Here is an 18,070-nt window from a genome sequence, read left to right as displayed (position 1 = left end):
TCCGCCGGGCACACCGGCGCGATCCTGGCCGTCCGAGTGCCGCGCGATCGATGAAGGATGTGCTCCCGGGGCCGAGCCGATCGGACCGGGAGTCTGGCCGGTCGGCAGGCGCGGGCGGGGGGCGGGGGTGCCTAGCGTTGTCCGGGCAGGCGGGACGGACCGCCGGGCAGTGAGGAGGCGTTCGATGGGGCAGCGAGGGACGACGGCGGACCTGGCCGGGCTCGGGGTGACCACGGAGTTCGAGCCGGACGTCATGGAGGTGCTCGTCGCGACGGTGCGCCGGGCGGTTCGGAGCGAGCCGGCGTGCGCGGGGACGGACACCCTGCTGGAACAGCTGGTGAGGGAGGACTCGGAGGCGGGGGCGGCGATCGCCCCGGGGATGCGGAAGTCCGGTGGGCTCAGTGGCTTCATACAGGCCCGGGCGGGCCGGGGCTGGGTCAGCGAGGACGAGGCACACGGCGGACCGGGGACGGAGGCCGACGAGGCCGAGGTCGATGCCGCCTGGCGGGAGGCGTGGTGGCGGTTCGGGCTGGGGTCGCGCCAGGCGGCGCGGGAGGGGAGCCCGGCCGGGCCGCCCGCGATGAGCGGGGGGATGCGGAGCTGTCTGCTGCACGCGCTGGCGTCCGCGCGTGCTGAGGGGACGGTCTCCGTGCGCGGCCGGCACGTGGCCAGGGCGCTGCTCGCCCTGCCGGGCAGCAGGGCGAGGGAGGCGCTGCTGCTCCGGCGGCTGGACCCGGCCGAGGCGCTGACCCGGCTGGACCGGCTGGGCGCCGAGGCCGAGGCCGAGGAGAGCGAGCGGCCGGAGTCGTACGGCGTGCTGCTGCTGCGTCGGGCCGGGACGGTGGGCAGGAGCGGCAACCGGCTGTCCCGCGCGTTCACTTCGTGGACCGCGCAGTCCGGGCTGAACGGTTCACCGGTGCTGTTCGCCGTGAACGTCGAGGCCAGGCGCCAGGCGGTGCGATGCGGGCGGGACGTGGCGGAACCGGTGGATCTGCTGCTGGGGGTGCTGGCCCTGGACCGGGCGTTGGCCGTGGCGGGGCGTTCGCTTCCGGAGGGGCTGGCGGAGGCCAATGCCGCGTCGGCGGTCCTGCGCCGGCACGGAGTGCGGCAGGTCACCCTCGTCGCTTCGGCCGTCGCTTCGGCCGTCGCTCCGGTCGCGGCGGTGTCGGCCGGTGATGCCGGGGAGGGGGACCGGGCGCGGCTGACCGCCGCTGCCGAACGCGCCGTCGCCGTCGCCCGGCTGCGGGCCGCCGAGCGGGAGTCGCCCACCGTCGGCACCGTCCATCTGCTGTCCGCGCTGCTCGACGACGCCCACGTGGCGGAGCTGCTGGCCGCCGAGCAGGTCGACCTCGCCGCGTTGCGGGCCGAGCTGGACGGCCTGCCGGGTGCGTGAGAGCGGGGACGGCCGGGCGGATAGCGTTCCGGGGGTGCGGGTGCGTAGCGGTGGTCAGGAATACGGCGGCACGGGCGCGCCCCGGCCGTCCGTACGGGTGCGGCGCGCGCTGGCCCGTGTGCCGCACCGGGTGCGGCGGGAGGCGGTCGCCGGATGGGCCGCGGCGCGTGGTGCCGAACGTCGTACCGTCCTCGTCGAGGGGCTGCTCTGTCTCCTCACGGCCTCTTTCGGGCTGGTGCCGCTGTTGCTCGTGGTACCCGCGCGGCCGGGGCTTGCCGTGCTGGAGGCCCTGTGGGCGGTGCTGCTCGTCGCCGTGCGCCGGGGCCGGCCGGTCGCCGCGGTGCTGGGCGCCTCCGTGCTGGTCGTGGGGGTCAACGTGTGGACGGTGGCGGTGGCGCCGCTCGTCGTGATGTCCGCGACCCGGCGCATCGCACCGACGCGACGGGCATGGCAGGTCGTCGGGGCGGCCTCGGCCGTGGTCGGGGTGCTGACCGTCGCCACCGCACCGTTCCGGACCGAGCGCCTCGCGTTCCAGGTGGTGGGCAACGCCGTCTCCTTGGTGCTCCTCCTGGTGCTTCCCGCCCTGGCCGGGACGCTGCTCGGGCAACGGCGGCCGCTCGTCAGCCTGTTGCGCGAACGCAACGCCTATCTGGAGCGGGCCCGCGCCCTGACCGCCGAGGCGGCCCGGACCGAGGAGCGGAACCGGATCGCGGGCGAGATGCACGACCTCCTGGGTCACCGGCTGAGCCTCATCTCCGTGCACGCGGGGGCACTCGAACTGGCGGCCGCACGGCAGGCGCCGGCCCTCGCCGGGCAGACCGAGCTGCTGCGCACGACCGCCGGTACGGCGATGGAGGAACTGCGCGAGATCCTGGGCGTCCTGCGGCACGCCGACCTCACCGGTCCGGGGGACGACCGGTCCGGGGACGGGCGGGGGACCCGGGAGGACATCGCCGCGCTGGTGGACGAGTCCCGGCGGACCGGCAGCGCCGTCGAGCTGGACTGGTCCGTCCCCGACGGGGAGGAGCTGGGACCGCGGACGCGGCAGGCCGTTCACCGGGTGGTCCGCGAGGGACTGACCAACGTGCTGAAACACGCGTCCGGCGCGCCCACCTGGGTACAGGTGAGGAGCGTCGGCGGCGGGATCGAGGTGTCCGTCACCAACGCCCCGCCGCCCGTGGCCGGGCCCTCCCGCGGGGGCAGTCACAGCGGACTGGCCGGCTGCGAGGAGCGGGTCGGGCTGCTCGGCGGCACGTTCGAGGCGGGCGCCCTGGTGAACGGCGGCTTCCGCGTCGCCGCCCGGTTGCCCGAGCGATCGGCCGTCGGGCAATCGGCCGTCGGGCAATCGGCCGTCGGGCGCTCGTCCCCCCGTCGCCCGTCTGCTCCTCACCCGCTCGTCCGCCCCGGGCCGGGAGGGGCCCGTGCCCCGCTGCCGGACGAGATCCTGACCTGGCCGCGCGTCCTCGGTTCGGGCTGTGCCGCGCTGGTCGTGGTGCTGCCCACCGTGGGCTTCCTCGTCGTCCTGCTGGTGCTGGCGGTCCTGGGATGAGCTGAGGACGGGCGGTCCTAGGATGAGCCGATGATCCGAGTCCTGGTCGCCGACGACGAGGCGCTGATGCGCGCCGGAATCCGGCTCATCCTGGAGAACGCCGACGACATCGAGGTGGTCGCCGAGGCGGGCGACGGCAGGGAAGCCGCCGCGGCCTGTCGCGACCAGGACGTCGACGTAGCCCTGGTCGACGTCCAGATGCCGGTGCGCGACGGTATCGCCGCGGCCGAGGACATCTCCCGTCTCTCGCCCCGGACCTGTGTCGTGATGCTGACCGCCTTCGGGCAGGACGCGCACGTGACGCGGGCCCTGCGGGCCGGGGCGAGCGGCTTTCTCCTCAAGGACACCGGCCCCGCCGACCTGATCCGCGCCGTCCAGCTCGCCGCCAGGGGCGAGCCGGTGCTGGCCCCCCGGATCACCCGGCAGCTGCTGGAGCGGCATGTGCGGTCCGGCCGGGACACCGAGGCCGCGCTGCGCCGGATCGACGAACTGGCCCCGGCCGAACGCGATGTGCTGCGGCTGCTCGGCACCGGTCTGTCCAACGGGGAGATCGCCGACCGGCTGTATCTGAGCGCCGGCACGGTCAAGGCGCACATCAGCCGCATCCTCACCCGCACCGGCTGCGCCAACCGCGTCCAGGCCGCCGTCCTCGCCCACGACGCCGGGCTCCTCGACGAGCCGTAGGTCACCGCGCGTCCGCCTGACCCCCGCTCACGTCGCCTCCGCCTGCCCCCCGCTCGCGTCGCCTCCGCCCGACCCCGCTCACTTCGCGTCCGCGTAGCACTCCACCACCGCCGTCGTGAACGGGAACCGCACCGGCGTCGGCCCGAACGTCAGCCGTCCCGCCAGCTCCGCCGCGTCCCGGATCGCCGCGACGACGGTGTCGGCCTCCTCCTCGGGACAGTGCACGATCACCTCGTCGTGCTGGAAGAAGACCAGCTCGGCCGCCATGTCCGCGCAGGTCCGGCGCAGCGCGGCGAGCAGCAGCAGGGCCCAGTCGGCGGCGCTGCCCTGGACGACGAAGTTACGGGCGAAGCGGCCCCGCGCGCGGGCGTTGGAGGACGCGTACCCCGGCACCCACTCCTGCGGACGCTCCCCGGAACCGGAGGAGCCGGAGGCGTCGGAGGAATCGGAGGGGCCGGAGGGGTCGTCCTGCGGCAGGCCCGCCTCCTCCGTGCCGTCGGCCGCGCCGGCCGCGGGCGGGCAGGTGCGGCCCAGCCAGGTGCGCACGAGCCGCCCCTCCTCGCCCGCGCGGGCCGCGTCGTCGACGTACGCCACCGCGCGGGGGAAGCGGCGTCTGAGCGCCGCCAGGTTCTTCAGGCCGTCGCCGGAGGTCTGGCCGTAGACCGCGCCGAGCACGGCGAGCTTGGCCTGGGCGCGGTCGCCGGAGAAGGCGCGGTCGGAGACGGACTGGTAGAGGTCGCTCTCGCGCCCCGCCACCTCCATCAGACCGGGGTCGCGGGAGATCGCCGCCAGCACGCGCGGCTCCATCTGGTCGGCGTCGGCGACGACCAGCCGCCAGCCCGGGTCGGCGACGACGGCCCGCCGGATCACCTTGGGGATCTGCAGCCCGCCCCCGCCGTTGGTGACCCAGCGCCCGGTGACGGTGCCGCCGGCCAGGAACTCGGGGCGGAACCGCCCGTCGCGCACCCAGTCCTGGAGCCAGGACCAGCCGTGGGCGACCCAGACCCGGTACAGCTTCTTGTACTCGATCAGCGGCTTCACGGCCGGGTGGTCCAGCGACTCCAGCTCCCAGCGGCGGGTGGAGGCGACCTTCACGCCCGCCTGCCCGAACGCCTTGACCACGTCCGCGGGCAGATCGGGCCGCACCCGGCGGCCGAACGCCGCCGACACCTCCTCGGCCAGCTCGGCCAGGCGCCGCGGCTCGCCCCCGCCCGCATACCGCTCGCCCAGCAGATCGTGCAGGACCTGGCGGTGCACGTCGGCCCGCCAGGGCAGCCCCGCGCGGTTCATCTCGGCGGCCACCAGCATCCCCGCCGACTCGGCGGCCGTCAGCAGCCGCAGCCGGTCGGGGTGCGCCGAGCGGTCGTGGCGGCGCTGCTGCTCGGCGTAGACGGCGAGCAGGTCGGACAGGGGGAGGTGGACGGCCTGGGGTTCGAACAGCGGGGACTGCGCGCCCGGCTCGGCGGAGCGCTGCGGCGGGTCGGGCGGTACCGGGCCGCCGTGCAGCCGGGCCAGGGCGGCCGCGGCCGAGTGGGGCTCCCCGTACCGCCCCTCGTGGCCGAGCAGGAGGGTCTCGGCGGCCTCCACGTCGTAGCACCGCTCCACTCGCACCCCCGCGGCGAGCAGGCGCGGCGCGATCTCGGCGGTGGACCGCCACACCCAGCGCGTGACGTCCGGCCTGGCCCGTACGGCCTCGGCGAGGTCGGGCTCCCGCCGCACCGGTCCGGCGGGCAGCCCGTCGGGGCCGAGGGCGGCGACCTCCACGCCACCGTCCTCGGCCACCGCGAGCGCCCACCTCTCGGCCATGTCGCGAGTGTCGCAGGCGGGACTGACAACGCCCTCGTGACGGACGCCTTCGTGACGGCCGCCCTCGCGACGACGGCCTCAGCCCGCTTCGGACGTGGGTCCGGTCTCCCCGGCCGCGCCGGTCTTCTCCTCGGTGGCCTGGACGAGCTGCGCCAGCGCAGCGACGATGAAGCGCTCGGTGGCCTCCTTGTCGAGGCCGAGCCCGCTGAGCACGCCCTCGCCGTGCTCGTGCTCCAGCAGGGCGAGCAGGAGGTGCTCCGTGCCGATGTAGTTGTGGCCCAGGCGCAGGGCCTCGCGGAAGGTGAGTTCGAGGACCTTCTTGGCCGCGGGACCGTAGGGCACCAGCTCCGGGACCTCCGCGGCGGCCGGCGGAAGTGCGGCGGTCGCCGCCTCGCGGATCGCGTCCAGGGTCACGCCCTGCCCGGCGATCGCCTTGGCGGAGAGGCTCTCGCGCTCGGTGATCAGGCCGAGGACGAGGTGTTCGGGCAGGCCCTCGGCGTTGCCGGCGTTCTTGGCCGCGTTGTGGGCGGCCATCACGGCGTTGCGCGCGCGGGGCGTGTAGCGGCTGAAGCCCTGGCTCGCGTCCAGGTCGGCCGACTCCTTGGGCACGAAGCGCTTCTGCGCCGCCTGCCGGGTGACGCCCATGCTCTTGCCGATGTCCGTCCAGGACGCGCCCGAACGCCGGGCCTGGTCCACGAAGTGGCCGATCAGGTGGTCGGCCACCTCTCCGAGGTGCTCCCCGGCGATGACGGCGTCCTGGAGCTGCTCCAGGGGCTCCGGGTGCACCTTCTTGATCGCGGTGATGAGTTCGTCGAGGCGTACGGATGACGTGATGCTCGGGTTCGTCGTCATGTGTCAACCGTAGGTTGCACCCCGGCGGCTGTCAACTAATGGTTGACAGTCGGTCGGAGGGCTCCCGGTCACTTCGGCGACGCCACCACCAGACGCACCGCCAGCCCCGTGAACACCGTCCCGGAGACGATGTTGAGCCAGCGGTTCACCCGGGCGCTGCGCCTGAGGAGACTTGCCAGCCGCCCCGAGAGCAGCCCGACGAAGCCGTCCCACAGGAAGCCCATCATCACCAGCGTTCCGCCGAGCACCAGCAACTGGCCGGGGACGTGCCCGAGCGAGGGGTCGACGAACTGCGGCAGGAACGCCACGTTGAAGAGGATCACCTTGGGGTTGAGCAGGTTGGTGATCGCGCCCTGCCAGAAGGCCCGCCGCATCCCCGCGGCCCTCGGCGCCGCGTCGTCCTCGCCCGGCACCGACCGGTCCCGGAAGGCCTTCACCGCCAGGTACAGCAGATAGGCCGCGCCCGCCCAGCGCAGCACGTGGTACAGCGTGGGCAGCGTCGTGAAGAGGGCCGACAGTCCGAGGGCCGCGGCGACCGCGTGCACGAGCATCGCGCAGGCCACCCCGAACGCGGCCATCACACCGGCCGTGGGACCTCCCCGCCCGCCCATCGCCACGATGAACATCATGTCGGGACCCGGCGTGACGCACAGGGCGAAGGCGGCGACCAGGAACGCCGTGTAGAGAGTTGTGTCCACCATCGGGCCATGGTGGACCCCGGCGGGTGCGGACCCGGCCGAATTCCGCGGAGTGAGACGGACCCGGCGGCCGTGGCACCATCGCCGGGTGAGTACGCCCCGCACCGTCGACCGTGCCTTCGAGACCGCCCTGTACGACACCGCCGACGCCGCCCTCGACACCGCCGCCTCGCTGCTCGCGGCCGATCCGGCGGCGGACGCGGAACTGGCCCGGCGCGGCGAGGAGTTCGTGGCCACGGCCTGGCGGCGCGGCTGGCAGCCCGCCGACCTCGTACGGATCGTGCGACGCGAACTGGACGACGCGCACGTACGGCTGGTGGCCGCGCTGATCCGCGCCCAGGCGCCGCACGACCGTCCGCGCGGTCACCGCTGGGCCGCGCAGCTCGACGACGTACCGGACGCGGACGACACGGCGCCGCCCCGCACCGACCGCTTCTCGCACGCCACCGCCGTACTGGAGCTGTACCGCCTGCTGGTGCGGCTGCCCGGCCTGGAGCCGCTGGAGGCGGGGGAGGCGCCGCGTCGGGAGCGGGGGAACCGGCCGGAGTCCCGTGCCCTCGCCCGCATCCGCGCGCTGCTCGCCAAGGCGGAGGCGACCGGGTACCCCGAGGAGGCGGAGGCGCTGAGCGCGAAGGCGCAGGAGCTGATGGCCCGGCACAGCGTCGACGAGGCGCTGCTGGCCGCGCACGCGCACGCGTCCTCGCCCGACACTCCGGGCGCCTGCCGGATCGGGGTGGAGCCGCCCTACGAGCAGGCCAAGGCGGTGCTGCTGGACGCGGTGGCCGACGCCAACCACTGCAGGGCGGTGTGGAACGAGCCCTTCGGTTTCTCCACCGTCGTCGGTTTCGAGGCCGACCTGGAGGCGGTGGAACTCCTCTACACCTCCCTGCTGGTGCAGGCCGAGGCCGCGATGACGAAGGCGGAGGCCGGGCAGCGGGCCGGCGGGCGCAAGCGCACCAAGACCTTCCGGCAGTCGTTCCTCGCCGCCTACGCCCACCGCGCGGGCACCAGGCTGCGGGCCGCGGCGGAAGCGGCCACGGGTGCGGCCACGGACGCGGCGGCGGACGCGGACCTGCTGCCGGTGCTCGCCTCCCGCGAGGTCGCGGTCACCGACCGCATGGAGCGCATGTTCCCGGAGACGGCCACGACCCGGCTGCGCGGCGCCGCGGACGCGGCCGGCTGGACGGAGGGCACCCGGGCGGCCGACGCGGCCCGGGTCGGCCACCACCGGCCACTGGGACGGGGCTGAGGCGAGACCGGCGCCGACCGTCCGGCCCCGCTTCCCGCTCACCGCTTCCCGCTCCCCACTCCCCGCTCAGGAACCGATGCCGGTGGTCGGCAGGCCCGGGGGCAGGGAGCCGCCCTCCGACTTGGTGTACGTCTCCTCGCCGAGGCCGCCCTCCCAGGCCACCGTGAGCGAAGTGGCGTCGACCGAGGCGACCTTGCCGGTCGACCGGTCGTCGCTGCCGCCGGTGCACTTGAGGCGGATCGTCCGGGTGCCGGAGGTGTCTTCCGTCGCGCCGCTGCACACGGTCCCGCCGGTGGCGAACAGGGCCGCCTTGTCGCCGGTGACCATCAGGGCGACGGCCTGGCCGTCGGTGGTCGCCAGCCAGCTGCCCTCCAGCTCGCCCGCGGCACCGGCGGACGGCGATCCGCCCGCGGTGCCGCCCGGGTCCGTGCTCGCGGACGCGCCGGGCGCCGCCGAGGACGCGTCGCCGCCGCCCGAGCCGTCGTCGGAGCCCCCGTCGTCGGTGCACGCGGTCAGGGCCAGCGCGCCCGCCAGCCCGAGGCCCAGCGCCACGGCCCGCACGGACCGGCGCGCCCGACGGCCCGGGACCCCACCGCGCGGGACGCCCCTACGCGGCACGGTCGCCGTATCCGCCGTATCCGCCGTATGCGTACCGTCCGCCGCGTTCGCCGTACCCGCGGCCCGCGCAGTGCGTGCCGTGGTCTCCGCGTCCTCCGTGCTCGCCGTGTTCCCCGCAGTCACCCACGTCACCGGAAGCTCCAAGCTGTAGCCGGACGGCCCTTCGGCCCCGAACAGCCGCAAGCTACCAGGAGGACTTGCGCACCCCGGGGAAGATGCCCGGCATGTGCCTGCCCGCGCAGATGCACCCGGGAGTGCCCGAAGACCCGGAAGTACGCCCCGACGGCCGGCCGCCACGTCGACTTCCGAGCGGAGCGCTGAGACGCCGTGCGCAAGGGAATCCACCCCGAGTACCGCCCCGTCGTCTTCCGCGACCGGGCCGCGAACCACGCAGAGATCTCGAACGTCCGTGGCCCGGCCGCTCGCGGACGTGCCCGGCGGCGTCGTCCTCCACCACGACCTGGCGACGGCCGCGTGACGAACGCGTCGAGGCCCCGGTGTTGTCGTAAGTTGTTGCATATTCTTCGAATTCGGGGGCACATGCGGGAACGACTTTCCGGGGCCCGGCGTCGTAGAGGGCAGGGCTCGGTAAGGCGGTCGTCACAGCTGTAACCGCGGGAACACCGCGCGTGCACGTGCATTTGCTCATGCATCCCGCACGTGAACAGGGTTATGATCCGGATCAGTTGACCACTGCATCAATGGCCACATCAGCCAGTGCACACCGGGGAGCGACCTGTGAACCACGACGTGTACGACGTGTACAACGGCATGGCCGCCACGCAGTTGCACGACGCGGCCTGGCAGAAGAGCCGGCGCAGCAACTCGCAGGGATCGTGCGTGGAGTTCGCGCGCCTGCCCGACGGCGCGGTGGCGGTGCGCAACTCCCGCTTCCCCGACGGTCCCGCGCTCGTCTACACGCGTGCCGAGATCGAGGCCATGCTGCTCGGCATCAAGGACGGCGAGTTCGACCACCTGATCGCGAGCTGATCCCGGCCCGCCCGGCCGGCCGGGCGGCGCCTAGACGCGGAACAGCGCCCAGACCACCTTGCCGTTGAGGGTTCCGGCGAGCGGGTGCCAGCCCCAGCTGTCGCTGAAGGAGTCGACGAGGAACAGGCCGCGGCCCGACTCCGCCGAGAAGTCGTCCGTCTCACGGGCCACCGGGCTGTCGTGGCTGGGGTCGCGCACCGCGCACACCAGCCGCTCGGTCCAGCGCATCAGGTGCAGCCGTACCGGACCGTGCCGCTCGTCGTGGCGCGGGGTGTCCGCGGGCAGCGCGTGGCGCAGGGCGTTGGTGACGAGTTCCGAGACCACCAGGCAGACGTCGTCGAAGCGGTCGCCGGTGTCCCAGCCCTCAAGCGTTCTGCGGGTGAACCGCCGGGCCTCGCGCACCGCTTCGAAACGGGGCGGCAGGGCGCAGGAGGCGGCGTTGGACACGGCTGCGGGATCGAGTGGCGGAAGGCCCTGCCGTAACGGCTCGAGCATGGTCGATCCATTCGTCCCCATGCGAGGCACTCCCGGGAGTTCGCGGTCGTAGCGATGCGGCGCGGTGGTGCGGGGACCATGGTTTCGGATGCGTACCTCAGATGCAAGGGCAGATGCACGTGCACGTGACCGAAATGGACCTGCCCGTACCGCTTGTTGGGCAATTTTTCCGTCATCTTCGCCTCCCCTTCATCTCTTTCGACGGCCGGTTCCGGTCCGCCGCGTGCATGATCCTGCACGTTTCCTTTGGCTCGATTCCGTTTCCGTAACCGGACGAGTACTGCTCGAAGTGTTTTAGTGGCAGACTGCGGCCCCTGAAGACGGTTGGGGAGGCTGGCGAACGTGAGCGCGGGAGAGCCCGGATCGGTGGTGCGGCGCATGCTGCTCGGATCACAACTCAGGCGACTGCGTGAGACGCGGGGGATCACGCGAGAGGCGGCGGGCTACTCGATCCGCGCCTCCGAGTCGAAGATCAGCCGGATGGAGCTGGGCCGGGTGAGCTTCAAGACGAGGGACGTCGAGGACCTGCTGACGCTGTACGGCATCACGGACGAGCAGGAGCGCGCCTCCCTGCTCTCCCTGGCCAAGGAGGCCAACGTCGCGGGGTGGTGGCACAGTTACTCCGACGTGCTGCCCAGCTGGTTCCCCACCTACGTGGGGCTTGAGGGCGCCGCCTCGCTGATCCGGGCCTACGAGGTGCAGTTCGTGCACGGCCTGCTGCAGACCGAGGAGTACGCCCGCGCGGTCGTCCGGCGCGGCATGAAGGGCGCCGGCGAGGCGGACGTCGAGCGGCGGGTGGCGCTGCGCCTGGAGCGGCAGAAGCACCTGTTCGCGGAGAGCGCCCCCGAGTTCCACATCGTGCTCGACGAGGCCGCCCTGCGCCGCCCGTACGGCGACCGCGAGGTGATGCGCGGGCAGCTCCAGCACCTCATCGAGGTGTCCGAACGCCCCAATGTGCGGCTCCAGATCATGCCGTTCGGCTTCGGCGGCCACTCCGGCGAGAGTGGCGCGTTCACGCTCCTCAGCTTCCCCGAGTCCGACCTCTCGGACGTCGTCTACCTGGAGCAGCTCACCAGCGCGCTGTACCTGGACAAGCAGGAGGACGTCACCCAGTACGAGACGGCGCTGAAGGAACTCCAGCAGGACAGCCCGGGGCCGGACGAGAGCCGGGACCTTCTGCGGGGACTCCTTCAACTCTCGTGAAACCTCAGTACGATGACGCCCAATCAGGCGGCTCGCTCGGCGGCTGCGGCAGCTAAGGGGATTGAGGGAACACATGTCGTCGTACTTCACCGACCTCGCGCAGCAGTACATCGACGGCGAGTGGCGTCCGGGCACCGGCTCCTGGGACATCATCGACTTCAACCCGTACGACAACGAGAAGCTGGCCTCGATCACGATAGCCACCGTCGACGAGGTCGACGCCGCCTACCGGGCCGCCGAGCGCGCGCAGAAGCAGTGGGCCGCGACGAACCCGTACGCGCGCCGCGCGGTGTTCGAGAAGGCGCTGCGGCTGGTGGAGGAGCGCGAGGCGGAGATCAGCGAGGCGATCATCGCCGAGCTGGGCGGCACCCGCCTGAAGGCCGCCTTCGAGCTGCACCTCGCCAAGGAGTTCCTGCGCGAGGCGGTCCACCTGGCGCTGCGCCCCGAGGGCCGGATCATCCCCTCCCCGGTCGACGGCAAGGAGAACCGCGTCTACCGGGTGCCGGTCGGCGTCGTGGGCGTCATCAGCCCCTTCAACTTCCCCTTCCTGCTCTCCCTGAAGTCGGTCGCCCCGGCCCTCGCCCTGGGCAACGGCGTCGTCCTCAAGCCGCACCAGAACACGCCGATCGTCGGCGGCACCCTGGTCGCGAAGATCCTCGAGGACGCGGGACTGCCGGGCGGCCTGCTCAACGTCGTGGTCACCGACATAGCGGAGATCGGCGACGCCTTCCTGGAGCACCCGGTCCCGAAGGTCATCTCCTTCACCGGCTCCGACAAGGTCGGCCGCCACGTGGCCACGGTCTGCGCCGGGCACTTCAAGCGCTCGGTCCTGGAACTGGGCGGCAACAGCGCGCTGGTGGTCCTCGACGACGCCGACGTCGACTACGCGGTCGACGCCGCCGTCTTCAGCCGCTACGTCCACCAGGGCCAGGTCTGCATGGCCGCCAACCGCGTGCTGGTCGACCGCGCGGTGGCCGACGAGTTCACCGAGAAGTTCGTCGCCAAGGTGAAGACCCTCAAGACCGGCGACCCGCGCGACCCGTCGACCGTCATCGGCCCGGTGATCAACTCCTCGCAGGCGGACGCGGTCTCCGGCGTCGTCGAGCAGGCCCTCGCCGAGGGCGCGACCGCCCTGGTGCGCGGCTCGGTAACCGACAACCTGGTCGAGCCGTCGGTCCTGACCGGCCTGCCCGCCGACTCCGCGCTGCTGCGGCAGGAGGTCTTCGGCCCGGTCGCCTTCCTCGTCCCCTTCGACGGCGAGGAGGAGGCCGTACGCCTCGTCAACGACACGCCGTACGGGCTGAGCGGTGCCGTGCACACCGGGGACATCGAGCGCGGCGTCGACTTCGCCAAGCGGATCGACACCGGCATGTTCCACGTGAACGACGGGACCGTGCACGACGAGCCGATCGTGCCCTTCGGCGGCGAGAAGCACTCCGGCATCGGCCGTCTCAACGGCGACACCATGCTGGACGCCTTCACCACGCAGAAGTGGATCTCGGTGCAGCACGGGCGGAGCGGGTTCCCCTTCTAGGGGTTCTGGACGTTCCAGAGGTTCCAGAGGGGCGCGGCGGGCGGACCGCGGCGCCGGATCTAGTCTGGTTCCCATGTCAGCGATCCGTCTCCTCGTGCTCGGCGCCGTCCGCCAGCACGGGCGGGCCCACGGCTACCAGGTGCGCAACGACCTGGAGTACTGGGGCGCGCACGAGTGGTCCAACGCCAAGCCCGGCTCGATCTACCACGCGCTGAAGCAGATGGCGAAACAGGGACTGCTCGTCGCGCACGAGGTCGCGCCGTCCACGGCGGGCGGGCCGCCGCGGGTGGAGTACGAGATCACGGAGCAGGGCACCGAGGAGTACCTCACCCTGCTCCGCGACTACCTCACCGCCTACGACCAGCGGCCGGACGTGCTCACCGCGGCGCTCGGCTTCATGGTCGACCTCCCGCGCGAGGAGGCCCTCGCGCTGCTGGAGGAGCGGGTGCGGAAGATCGAGGAGTGGCGTAGCGCCGTCACCGAGTACTACCTGCCCGCGGAGGGGCCCGGCCAGTACGGGCACATCGGCGAGATCATGAACTATTGGGTCCACTCGGCCGACTCGGGCGCCGAGTGGACCCGCGGCCTCATCGAACGCGTCCGGGGCGGCGCGTACACCTTCGCCGGCGAGGGCGAGCCGTTCGTCGGGGTGCTGGCGGAGGACGAGGAGAACCCCTTCGCGGCGGGGCGGCCGCACTACGGGGACGCTCGCTAATCAAGTTTGACCAATCGGAGAGCGGGCATTATCTTCTGAGCCGGTAGTCAAATTTGGCTAGCTTGGCCTCTCGAAGGGGAACGGGGAGGGACAGTGGCCGACGCGGCGATCACCGTCGAAGGTGCACGCAAGGAGTACGGCAGCAAGAACGCGTTGGACGGACTCGACCTCACGGTCACGCGCGGCACGGTGCACGGCGTGCTGGGCCCGAACGGAGCGGGCAAGACGACCCTGATCCGGATCCTGTCCACCCTGCTGCGGCCCGACGCGGGCCGCGTCGAGGTGGCGGGGCACGACGTCGTCGCCGAGGCGTACGCGGTACGGCTGCGCATCGGTCTGCTCGGCCAGCACGCGGCGCTCGACGAGGAGCTGGGCGGCCGGCAGAACCTGGAGATGTTCGGCCGCCTCCACCACCTGGGCGCCCGGCGTGCCCGCGCGCGTGCCGACGAACTGCTCGCGCGCTTCGACCTCGCCGACACCGGACGCAAGCCGGTCGGCGCCTACAGCGGCGGCATGCGGCGCCGCCTGGACCTGGCCGCGTCCCTCATCACCGAACCGGAGGTGCTCTTCCTGGACGAGCCGACCACCGGCCTCGACCCGCGCGGCCGCGCCGAGGTGTGGGACTCGGTCCGCTCGCTGGCCGGCGCGGGTACGACGGTCCTGCTCACCACCCAGTACCTGGAGGAGGCCGACCAGCTCGCCGACCGCATCTCGGTCGTCGACGCGGGACGGGTCGTCGCCGACGGCACGGCGGACGAACTCAAGGCGGCCACCGGCGGCGACCGCGTCGACGTCGTCCTGCGCCACGCCGGCCAACTGGGCGCCGCGGTGGCCCTGCTGCCGCTCACCGGCGTCCGCGTCGACCCCGACCGGCGGCTGCTCAGCGCTCCGGTCACCGACCGGATGGCGGCGCTCTCCGGCGTCGTACGGGCGCTGGAGGAGGCCGGTGTCGAGGCCGAGGACGTGGCGCTGCGCCGGCCGACCCTGGACGAGGTGTTCCTGCACCTCACCGACCGCACGAAGGAGGCCGCGTGAGCGCGAGCGCCACCACCCAGGGCACCACTCCCACTTCCCCCATGACCCATGCCCTGTCCGACTCCTGGACCATGACCCGCCGCGAGCTGGCCCGCTGGCAGCGTCAGCCGGTGACGGTCGTGGTCAGCCTGGTCTTCCCGGTCATGCTGCTGCTGATGTTCGGCTACCTGGTCGGCGGCGGCCGGGGCGTGAGCGGCGAGTACGTCGGCTACCTGGTCCCCGGCATGCTGGCCCTCACCATGGCCTTCGGCCTGGAGGGCACGATGATCGCCGTCACCCGGGACCTGGACAAGGGCGTCGTCGACCGGTTCCGCTCGCTGCCGATGGCCAACGGGGCGGTCCTGGTGGGCCGTTCCGCCGCCGACATGCTCCAGTCGGCACTCGGCCTCGCCGTACTGATCGGCGTCGGGTGGGCCCTGGGCTGGCGGGCCCACGGCGGCCCGGGCGCCTTCCTGGGCGCGGTGGGCCTGCTCCTGCTCTTCCGTTTCGCCATGCTGTGGATCGGCATCTTCCTGGCCCTGGTCGCCGGGAAGCCCGAGCTGGTGCAGGCGGTGCAGATCCTGGTCTGGCCGGTCGGCTTCCTGTCCAACGCCTTCGCCACGCCCGGCTCCATGCCCGGCTGGCTGGGCACGGTCGTCCAGTGGAACCCGATGTCCCAGACCGCCACGGCCGTCCGCGACCTCTTCGGCAGCCCCGGCGGCGAGTCCGGCCACCTCTGGGCGGCCGTCGCCTGGCCGCTGGCGCTGCTCGCGGTGTTCTTCCCGCTGGCGGTGGCGAGGTTCGCCCGGCTGAGCCGCTAGGGCCCGTCCGGCGGATCCTGCCGCGGACGCGGGGTCACCGGCTTCGACGAGGTACCGCGTCCTTCCTGCGACCCGGTCCGCCGGACATCCCTCAGTGGTGGAAGCCGGTCGCCGCGCCCTTGTCCCGGGTCAGCGGGTGCGGCTGCCGGCGCAGCTCCGGCAGCAGCCGCTCCAGGTCCTCCAGGAGCAGGTCCGCCATGTCCGCCGAGAAGCCGTTGCGGCACACCACCCGCAGCACGGAGAGGTCCTCGCGGTGCGGCGGGAAGGTGTACGCCGGCACCAGCCAGCCGCCCTCGCGCAGCCGCCGGGACACGTCGAAGACGTCGTACGCCGTCACGTCGTCGGCCGTGGTGAAGGCGAACACGGGCAACTGGTCGCCGCGCGTCAGCAGCCGGAAGTCGCCCAGCGCCTCGACCCGCCCGGCGATCGAGCCCGCGATGTCCCGCGCGGCCTGCTGCACGGCCCGGTAGCCCTCGCGGCCCAGCCGCAGGAACGTGTAGTACTGCGCGACCACCTGCGCGCCCGGCCGGGAGAAGTTCAGCGCGAAGGTAGGCATGTCGCCGCCCAGGTAGTTGACCCGGAACACCAGCTCCTCCGGAAGCGCCTCCGAGTCCCGCCACAGCGCCCAGCCCACCCCGGGGTAGACCAGCCCGTACTTGTGCCCCGAGGTGTTGATCGAGGCGACCCGCGGCAGCCGGAAGTCCCACACCAGGTCCTCGTCGAGGAAGGGCGCGACCATGCCGCCGGAGGCCCCGTCGACGTGCACCGGGACGTCCAGCCCGGTCCGCTCCTGGAGGGCGTCCAGGGCGGCGCACAGGTCGGCGATCGGCTCGTAGGAACCGTCGAAGGTGGAACCGAGGATGCCGACGACCCCGATGGTGTTCTCGTCGCACAGCTCGGCCGCGGCCTGCGGGTCCAGGTGGAAGCGGTCGCCCTCCATCGGGACCTGCCGGGCCTCCACCTCCCAGAAGTTGCAGAACTTGTCCCAGCAGACCTGCACGTTCACGCCCATCACCAGATTGGGCCGCACGTCCTTCGCCGGGTACCGGTCGGCGTTGCGGAGCGCCCAGCGCCGCTTCAGCGCCATCCCGGCCAGCATGCACGCCTCGCTCGACCCGGTCGTCGAGCAGCCCACGACCGCCTCCGGGGCGGGCGCGTGCCACAGGTCGGCGAGCATCGCCACGCAGCGCCGCTCCAGCTCGGCGGTGCGCGGGTACTCGTCCTTGTCGATCATGTTCTTGTCCCGGCACTCGCTCATCAGCACCCCGGCCTGCGGCTCCATCCAGGTGGTGACGAAGGTTGCCAGGTTCAGCCGGGCGTTGCCGTCCAGCATCAGCTCGTCGTGGACCAGCCGGTACGCGCTCTCCGGCGGCAGCGGGGAGTCCGGCAGCCGGTGGGAGGGCGGGGCCTCGGTCATGCCGCCGAGCGGGTTCGCCGCCGCGTGGAAGGGGTTCACGGCGAGCCGGCGCCGGTCGCGGTCGTCGTCGTGGTGCGGGCGGGGACCCTTGTGCAGTGACATGCAACCGACGGTAGGCCGGGGTCCCGCGCCCCGCACCCGGGGCCGTACCGGCGTGCACGGGCTTGCACCTCACGTCACGTGAGGAGGCAGCGTGGTGGACATCGGAGAAAGGAGCGGAAGTGAGCTACTCCGTGGGACAGGTGGCCGGCTTCGCCGGAGTGACGGTGCGCACGCTGCACCACTACGACGACATCGGCCTGCTCGTACCCAGCGAGCGCAGCCACGCGGGCCACCGGCGCTACAGCGACGCCGACCTCGACCGGCTGCAGCAGATCCTGTTCTACCGGGAGCTGGGCTTCCCGCTCGACGAGGTCGCCGCCCTGCTCGACGACCCGGCCGCGGACCCGCGCGCGCACCTGCGCCGCCAGCACGAGCTGCTGACCGCCCGGATCGAGAAGCTGCGGAAGATGGCGGCGGCCGTGGAGCAGGCCATGGAGGCACGCAGCATGGGAATCAACCTCACGCCGGAGGAGAAGTTCGAGGTCTTCGGCGACTTCGACCCCGACCAGTACGAGGAGGAGGTCCAGGAGCGCTGGGGGAACACCGACGCCTACCGCCAGTCCAAGGAGAAGACCGCCTCGTACACCAAGGAGGACTGGCAGCGCATCCAGGACGAGGCCGACGAACTCACCCGGCGCTTCGTCGCCCTGATGGACGCGGGTGAGCCCGCCGACTCCGAGGGGGCCATGGACACCGCCGAGGACCACCGGCAGGGCATCGTCCGCAACCACTACGACTGCGGGTACGAGATGCACACCTGCCTGGGCGAGATGTACGTGTCGGACGAACGTTTCACGCGGAACCTCGACGCCGCAAAGCCGGGCCTCGCCGCCTACCTGCGCGACGCGATCCTCGCCAACGCCGTCCGGCACCGGGGGTGACGCCCACCGGGACGGCGGCCGAGGGGGGTGGGCCGCCGTGGTGATCCGC

General features: G+C 72.9%; 17 protein-coding genes and 1 pseudogene. 12 read left to right on the top strand and 6 right to left on the bottom strand.

The features are described from left to right. The first annotated feature begins 184 nt into the window (after positions 1–184). The 3 genes from BZZ08_RS11495 to BZZ08_RS11485 are packed head-to-tail and all read left to right on the top strand — an operon-like array spanning position 185 to position 3,626. A complete protein-coding gene (locus tag BZZ08_RS11495) occupies positions 185–1,393 on the top strand; it encodes a Clp protease N-terminal domain-containing protein (protein ID WP_104632068.1) in 1,209 nt (402 codons plus the stop codon). A 34-nt stretch (positions 1,394–1,427) separates the two neighbouring features. Then, positions 1,428–2,942, top strand: a complete 1,515-nt coding sequence (locus BZZ08_RS11490) for a histidine kinase (protein ID WP_241965445.1) — start codon at positions 1,428–1,430, stop codon at positions 2,940–2,942. Positions 2,943–2,972: 30 nt separating this feature from the next. Next, positions 2,973–3,626, top strand: coding sequence for a response regulator (locus tag BZZ08_RS11485; RefSeq protein WP_104632066.1), 654 nt, complete (start codon positions 2,973–2,975; stop codon positions 3,624–3,626). Between the two features lie 78 nt (positions 3,627–3,704). Here the strand turns inward: BZZ08_RS11485 and BZZ08_RS11480 are convergent, their stop codons facing one another. From BZZ08_RS11480 to BZZ08_RS11470, 3 genes are all read right to left on the bottom strand, one after another. Continuing rightward, positions 3,705–5,432, bottom strand: coding sequence for a bifunctional 3'-5' exonuclease/DNA polymerase (locus BZZ08_RS11480; RefSeq protein WP_104632065.1), 1,728 nt, complete (start codon positions 5,430–5,432; stop codon positions 3,705–3,707). Between the two features lie 78 nt (positions 5,433–5,510). After that, positions 5,511–6,284: a Clp protease N-terminal domain-containing protein gene (locus BZZ08_RS11475; protein WP_104632064.1), complete on the bottom strand. Its 774-nt coding sequence runs from the start codon at positions 6,282–6,284 to the stop codon at positions 5,511–5,513. Positions 6,285–6,352: 68 nt separating this feature from the next. Next, on the bottom strand, positions 6,353–6,985 hold the full coding sequence (locus BZZ08_RS11470; RefSeq protein WP_104632063.1) for a LysE family translocator: 633 nt from the start codon (positions 6,983–6,985) through the stop codon (positions 6,353–6,355). Between the two features lie 85 nt (positions 6,986–7,070). Here BZZ08_RS11470 and BZZ08_RS11465 point away from each other — a divergent pair, with 85 nt between their 5' ends. After that, on the top strand, positions 7,071–8,231 hold the full coding sequence (locus tag BZZ08_RS11465; protein ID WP_104632062.1) for a DUF2786 domain-containing protein: 1,161 nt from the start codon (positions 7,071–7,073) through the stop codon (positions 8,229–8,231). Positions 8,232–8,297: 66 nt separating this feature from the next. Here the strand turns inward: BZZ08_RS11465 and BZZ08_RS11460 are convergent, their stop codons facing one another. After that, positions 8,298–8,792, bottom strand: coding sequence for a hypothetical protein (locus BZZ08_RS11460; protein ID WP_198601413.1), 495 nt, complete (start codon positions 8,790–8,792; stop codon positions 8,298–8,300). Between the two features lie 384 nt (positions 8,793–9,176). On the opposite strand from BZZ08_RS11460, the pseudogene BZZ08_RS11450 reads away from it, so the two are divergent. Both BZZ08_RS11450 and BZZ08_RS11445 read left to right on the top strand, forming a co-directional pair. Further along, positions 9,177–9,242: pseudogene (locus tag BZZ08_RS11450) on the top strand (type B 50S ribosomal protein L31); the annotation flags it as partial. 378 nt (positions 9,243–9,620) lie between these two features. After that, positions 9,621–9,839: a DUF397 domain-containing protein gene (locus BZZ08_RS11445; RefSeq protein WP_174855328.1), complete on the top strand. Its 219-nt coding sequence runs from the start codon at positions 9,621–9,623 to the stop codon at positions 9,837–9,839. Positions 9,840–9,869: 30 nt separating this feature from the next. On the opposite strand, the gene BZZ08_RS11440 is transcribed toward BZZ08_RS11445, so the two are convergent. Beyond that, positions 9,870–10,334, bottom strand: coding sequence for an ATP-binding protein (locus BZZ08_RS11440; RefSeq protein ID WP_059301672.1), 465 nt, complete (start codon positions 10,332–10,334; stop codon positions 9,870–9,872). Positions 10,335–10,712: 378 nt separating this feature from the next. Here BZZ08_RS11440 and BZZ08_RS11430 point away from each other — a divergent pair, with 378 nt between their 5' ends. From BZZ08_RS11430 to BZZ08_RS11410, 5 genes are all read left to right on the top strand, one after another. Beyond that, positions 10,713–11,537 (top strand): helix-turn-helix domain-containing protein, encoded by an 825-nt coding sequence (locus BZZ08_RS11430; protein WP_104632093.1) that lies wholly within the window; start codon positions 10,713–10,715, stop codon positions 11,535–11,537. Between the two features lie 73 nt (positions 11,538–11,610). Then, entirely contained in the window at positions 11,611–13,071 is a 1,461-nt protein-coding gene (locus BZZ08_RS11425) for an aldehyde dehydrogenase family protein (RefSeq protein ID WP_104632059.1), read from the top strand. Between the two features lie 73 nt (positions 13,072–13,144). Next, on the top strand, positions 13,145–13,786 hold the full coding sequence (locus tag BZZ08_RS11420; protein ID WP_104632058.1) for a PadR family transcriptional regulator: 642 nt from the start codon (positions 13,145–13,147) through the stop codon (positions 13,784–13,786). Between the two features lie 93 nt (positions 13,787–13,879). Next, positions 13,880–14,821 (top strand): ATP-binding cassette domain-containing protein, encoded by a 942-nt coding sequence (locus BZZ08_RS11415; protein WP_104632057.1) that lies wholly within the window; start codon positions 13,880–13,882, stop codon positions 14,819–14,821. 41 nt (positions 14,822–14,862) lie between these two features. Beyond that, entirely contained in the window at positions 14,863–15,621 is a 759-nt protein-coding gene (locus BZZ08_RS11410) for an ABC transporter permease (protein ID WP_104632092.1), read from the top strand. Between the two features lie 91 nt (positions 15,622–15,712). On the opposite strand, the gene BZZ08_RS11405 is transcribed toward BZZ08_RS11410, so the two are convergent. Then, a complete protein-coding gene (locus BZZ08_RS11405; RefSeq protein WP_104632056.1) occupies positions 15,713–17,140 on the bottom strand; it encodes a glutamate decarboxylase in 1,428 nt (475 codons plus the stop codon). Between the two features lie 119 nt (positions 17,141–17,259). Between BZZ08_RS11405 and BZZ08_RS11400 the strand changes: the two genes are divergently transcribed. Then, positions 17,260–18,021 (top strand): MerR family transcriptional regulator, encoded by a 762-nt coding sequence (locus tag BZZ08_RS11400; protein WP_104632055.1) that lies wholly within the window; start codon positions 17,260–17,262, stop codon positions 18,019–18,021. Positions 18,022–18,070: the final 49 nt, after the last annotated feature.

Source organism: Streptomyces sp. MH60 (assembly GCF_002939385.1).
GTDB lineage: Bacteria > Actinomycetota > Actinomycetes > Streptomycetales > Streptomycetaceae > Streptomyces.
Note: the sequence above shows the minus strand (reverse complement) of the source record. Positions and strands in the feature narration are given on the sequence as shown.

Bases quoted from the DNA above. Each gene is read 5' to 3' on its own strand.
- BZZ08_RS11495 (WP_104632068.1), top strand. From the start codon at position 185: ATGGGGCAGCGAGGGACGACGGCGGACCTGGCCGGGCTCGGGGTGACC.
- BZZ08_RS11485 (WP_104632066.1), top strand. From the start codon at position 2,973: ATGATCCGAGTCCTGGTCGCCGACGACGAGGCGCTGATGCGCGCCGGA.
- BZZ08_RS11480 (WP_104632065.1), bottom strand. From the start codon at position 5,432: ATGGCCGAGAGGTGGGCGCTCGCGGTGGCCGAGGACGGTGGCGTGGAG.
- BZZ08_RS11475 (WP_104632064.1), bottom strand. From the start codon at position 6,284: ATGACGACGAACCCGAGCATCACGTCATCCGTACGCCTCGACGAACTC.
- BZZ08_RS11470 (WP_104632063.1), bottom strand. From the start codon at position 6,985: ATGGTGGACACAACTCTCTACACGGCGTTCCTGGTCGCCGCCTTCGCC.
- BZZ08_RS11445 (WP_174855328.1), top strand. From the start codon at position 9,621: ATGGCCGCCACGCAGTTGCACGACGCGGCCTGGCAGAAGAGCCGGCGC.
- BZZ08_RS11440 (WP_059301672.1), bottom strand. From the start codon at position 10,334: ATGCTCGAGCCGTTACGGCAGGGCCTTCCGCCACTCGATCCCGCAGCC.
- BZZ08_RS11430 (WP_104632093.1), top strand. From the start codon at position 10,713: ATGCTGCTCGGATCACAACTCAGGCGACTGCGTGAGACGCGGGGGATC.
- BZZ08_RS11425 (WP_104632059.1), top strand. From the start codon at position 11,611: ATGTCGTCGTACTTCACCGACCTCGCGCAGCAGTACATCGACGGCGAG.
- BZZ08_RS11420 (WP_104632058.1), top strand. From the start codon at position 13,145: ATGTCAGCGATCCGTCTCCTCGTGCTCGGCGCCGTCCGCCAGCACGGG.
- BZZ08_RS11410 (WP_104632092.1), top strand. From the start codon at position 14,863: ATGACCCATGCCCTGTCCGACTCCTGGACCATGACCCGCCGCGAGCTG.
- BZZ08_RS11405 (WP_104632056.1), bottom strand. From the start codon at position 17,140: ATGTCACTGCACAAGGGTCCCCGCCCGCACCACGACGACGACCGCGAC.